The organism is Carboxylicivirga sp. M1479 (genome assembly GCF_007097485.1).
GTDB lineage: Bacteria > Bacteroidota > Bacteroidia > Bacteroidales > Marinilabiliaceae > Carboxylicivirga.
Genome location: NZ_VKDE01000064.1, coordinates 1 through 3693, shown reverse-complemented (window position 1 = coordinate 3693; position 3693 = coordinate 1). Strand labels below are relative to the sequence as shown.

Here is a 3693-nt window from a genome sequence, read left to right as displayed (position 1 = left end):
ATGAAACTGACTTCAAACGCTAAGCACACAGGACTATTGCCTCGAGCATGAACATGAAAATTTAACTTCTTGGCGTTTACAACTTATTTTGAAACAAACTCTATGTCAGAGAATAACAAAATTATAAACACATGAAAATAGCAGTAATTGGGACAGGTGGTGTTGGAGGTTACTTTGGAGCTAAGCTCGCGCAAGCTGGAAACGATGTGACTTTTGTGGCCCGAGGGGCGCACCTGAAAGCCATACAAGACAATGGATTACACGTCAAAAGTATTCTAGGCGACCTGCATATCGCGAATGTGCAAGTGACAGATCTTATCACTGATATTGCTAAAGTTGATTTGGTGATAACGGCCGTAAAAGCCTGGCAGGTAAAGGAAATCAGAAATGATATAAAACAGATTATTCATAGTGAGAGTATTGTTTTACCCTTACAAAATGGCGTTTTAGCTGCCAAAGAATTATGCGAAGTCATTCCACCTGCTAATGTAATGGGTGGTTTATGTCGAATTTTTAGCTTGATAGAGAAGCCAGGAGTGATTAATCATGTGGGCTACAAACCCGAAATTGTATTTGGAGAGCTAAATGGTAGCCTTTCGCTTCGTATGAAAAACTTAGGTCATCTCTTTGATGAAGCAGGTATTTCAAATAAAGCATCTACAGATATTGAAGCGGATATGTGGAAGAAGTTTATTTTTATTTGCACCAGTGGATTGCTGGCTGTGACCAAAACGACCTATGGAGAGCTTCGTGAGCTTAAGGAAACTCGCTCGATGATGATAGACTTGCTGAAAGAAATCTACGCCGTTTCGCAAAAGGCAGGGGTGCGCATAAAGCCTGAAATTATTGATAAAACCATTGCTGTAATTGATTCTGTGGCCTATGATTCAACCTCATCTCTTACGCGCGATGTGTGGGAGGGTAAGCCATCGGAAATAGATTATCAGAATGGGACAGTGGTTAAGCTAGCCGAACAGTTAGGTGTGGATGTGCCAGTTAATCAATTCATTTACAATTGTATTTTACCCAGTGAATTAAAGGTGAGAGGTTAATGGGTGATGTTGGTTTGAATTCTTATTAATGCCTATGTCATAATAATCGCAATTTTTAAGTGATGACATAAGCATTAATAGCAATGTTTTATTCCTTAAGAAGTTTAAAAAAAGTTGTTTCGTCTTCTTTGGTCAGCTGTAAAATATAGTATCCATTTGGGTAAGCCGATAAATCTATAATTGAATTATTTCTTTTAGAGCTTGACCAAATCCTTTGGCCCGACAACGAATAAATGACAATAGAGCTGTTCGATACATTTTCCAAAATTATTTTATCCACAAATGGATTTGGATAAATTAATGGCTTATTGCTGGTTTCATTTATAGATGTTTGTGCTCCTATTGTAATTTCACGCTCTGTGGAGGTATAGCTATTACTTACTTTTAAGGTATACATGCCAGGTGATATATTGTCTGTTGGCAATTCAGAGCTCCTATATTCGGAACTGTTGATTGTGTATTTGTAAGGTGAGCATATTCCACTTGTTTTAATACTAACGCTAAATTTGCTGTTGTCAAGTGCTGATGGGGTGATTATTATATCATCAATTACAATATCGGGTTCAATAATAGTGATGCCTAGATTTGTGCAAATAACGATATTGCCATCGTGGGTTCTGCAAGTACTGTTGACAACATTGGAAGCAAGATCTTGCGTTGTGTTGTATTTGACAGAGTTGGCAGAATATTCATCTTCTGGTTGGTACTTAACGATGCCCTCCCTAAAGGTTGATAACCATATTTGACCCGAGAAATCAAGCAAGCCATGTCTGATCCAATCAGTGCTTTGGTATGTTCTATTCCATAAAGTTTCATTAAATGTATGAATTGAATTGTCGCCAATCGCAATTATTTGTCCGTTTTCGTCCTCAACTATAGATCGGACCTTTGTATCGTAAAAATCAAGGTTTGCCTTGTAATGGGTGAATTCATCATTAAAGTAGTAGCTTAGAATACTTCTTCCTCCAATCCATATTCGGCCCTTGGAGTCCTCGTATAAAGCTTCAATGTACTTATTGGTAAAGTCAACATTAGTATCGAATTGATGCCAGTTGCTGCCATCAAACTTTATCAAATAGTTCCAGGTTGCAAACCAAAGGTTCCCTTCTTTATCTTCGATAACATCTTGTGGCCAGGATAAGGAAAATGGTAAGTTGGAAGTATTGTAATGCGACCATGAATGATTTTCGTATTTGAAGATGCCATTAACTGAGCAAAACCAAATTGCCCCATTTGAATCCTCAAGTCCTCGTTGAACCCACCTTAGTTCTGTTCCATCGTCTATGTGAGTGAAACTCTGCCATGTGCTTCCGTCGAACTTACTTATCCCATAGTCAGTGCAGTACCACTGGTTATTCTCAGTATCTTCAATACAATAATTGACTTCATTGTTGATAAGGCCTCCATCCTTAGTGTTAATATAATGAAAGGTATCGTTATAGAACTCAATATAGCAGTCTGATGTGCCGATATACAGTTTGTTATTTGCGAAATAACAAGAAAGAAAATTTTCAATTGGAGTGGTTTCTTCAAATGGAAAGAAGCTTACGTTGGTGTTTTTTAACACCCTTAAACCATCGTCCGACAAGAAATATAAATTATTCTCATTATCAGAAGTAACCCTTTTGAATGATGCGTAAACGCCATTATCGGTTAGATTAACTAAATCCCATAGGTTTCCGTCATATGTATATATACCTGAAAATGTAACTATCCAAATCTTTCCATTGTTATCAATGGTCATGTCTTTAATATTTGCATCGCTCCCGGCCGGCCATGAGAAGGCAGAAAAAATACCGTTGTTTAACTTATAGGTTCCAGCTCCGTTAGTACCTGCCCATATGTTATCTTCCGCATCTTGGATAATGCAATTTATATGCTGATCGGGTAGACCCTCTGCCTGCCCAAAATTGCTCCAGGTATCTCCATTAAACATGCTTATTCCTTCATAGGTTGCAAACCAAACATTACCACTTTTGTCAATAAAAATGTCTTCAACTTTATCATATATAAGGCCATCTGTCTCGTCGTAATGGATCCAACTGTTACCATCGAACTTGCTCACTCCAGATAAGTAGCTGCCATAGCTAATCCATATGTTGTTATCCAAATCTTGTTTTATTGTTTCTACCTCATTGACTTTTAGTCCATCGTTAATTGTAAAAGATTTCCAGTCCACGCCATTGTAAACAGAAATGCCACAGTGGGTACCTATCCAAAGGTTATCATTATTGTCTTGCAGGAAAGCATAGGTATATCCTCCTATAAAACCATTGGAACCAGTGTTTGTGGTATTGAAAGTTGTCCACTGATCTTGACTAAAAGAATTTGTTGTAAATATTATGATTGCTAGAAGTGTGGAGTGTAGTTTGTTCATTTTATAAGAGTTAGAATCTAAAATTATAAAATTATATATGGGGTATTTAATCATCTCCCGTAAAGTTTTAACTTTATGGATATGGAATATCCGGCAGATCAAATGGAATTTGAAAAAATGTTTATATGGGGTATTTAATCATCTCCCGTAAAGTTTTAACTTTATGGATATGGAATATCCGGCAGATCAAATGGAATTTGAAAAAATGTTTAAAACCGAACAGGACTGCATTGATTATTTGGAGTCATTAAGATGGCCAAATGG

General features: G+C 37.1%; 2 protein-coding genes. One reads left to right on the top strand and one right to left on the bottom strand.

From position 1 onward, the window contains the following. Positions 1 to 131: 131 nt before the first annotated feature. Positions 132 to 1052: a ketopantoate reductase family protein gene (locus FNN09_RS20680; protein WP_143304396.1), complete on the top strand. Its 921-nt coding sequence runs from the start codon at positions 132 to 134 to the stop codon at positions 1050 to 1052. Positions 1053 to 1140: 88 nt separating this feature from the next. On the opposite strand, the gene FNN09_RS20675 is transcribed toward FNN09_RS20680, so the two are convergent. Continuing rightward, positions 1141 to 3429 (bottom strand): two-component regulator propeller domain-containing protein, encoded by a 2289-nt coding sequence (locus tag FNN09_RS20675; protein WP_185969092.1) that lies wholly within the window; start codon positions 3427 to 3429, stop codon positions 1141 to 1143. Between the last annotated feature and the right edge of the window lie 264 nt (positions 3430 to 3693).

What these genes read in the sequence shown, in the direction of transcription:
- FNN09_RS20675 (WP_185969092.1), bottom strand. Translation starts at nt 3,429, where the DNA reads ATGAACAAACTACACTCCACACTTCTAGCAATCATAATATTTACAACA.
- FNN09_RS20680 (WP_143304396.1), top strand. Translation starts at nt 132, where the DNA reads ATGAAAATAGCAGTAATTGGGACAGGTGGTGTTGGAGGTTACTTTGGA.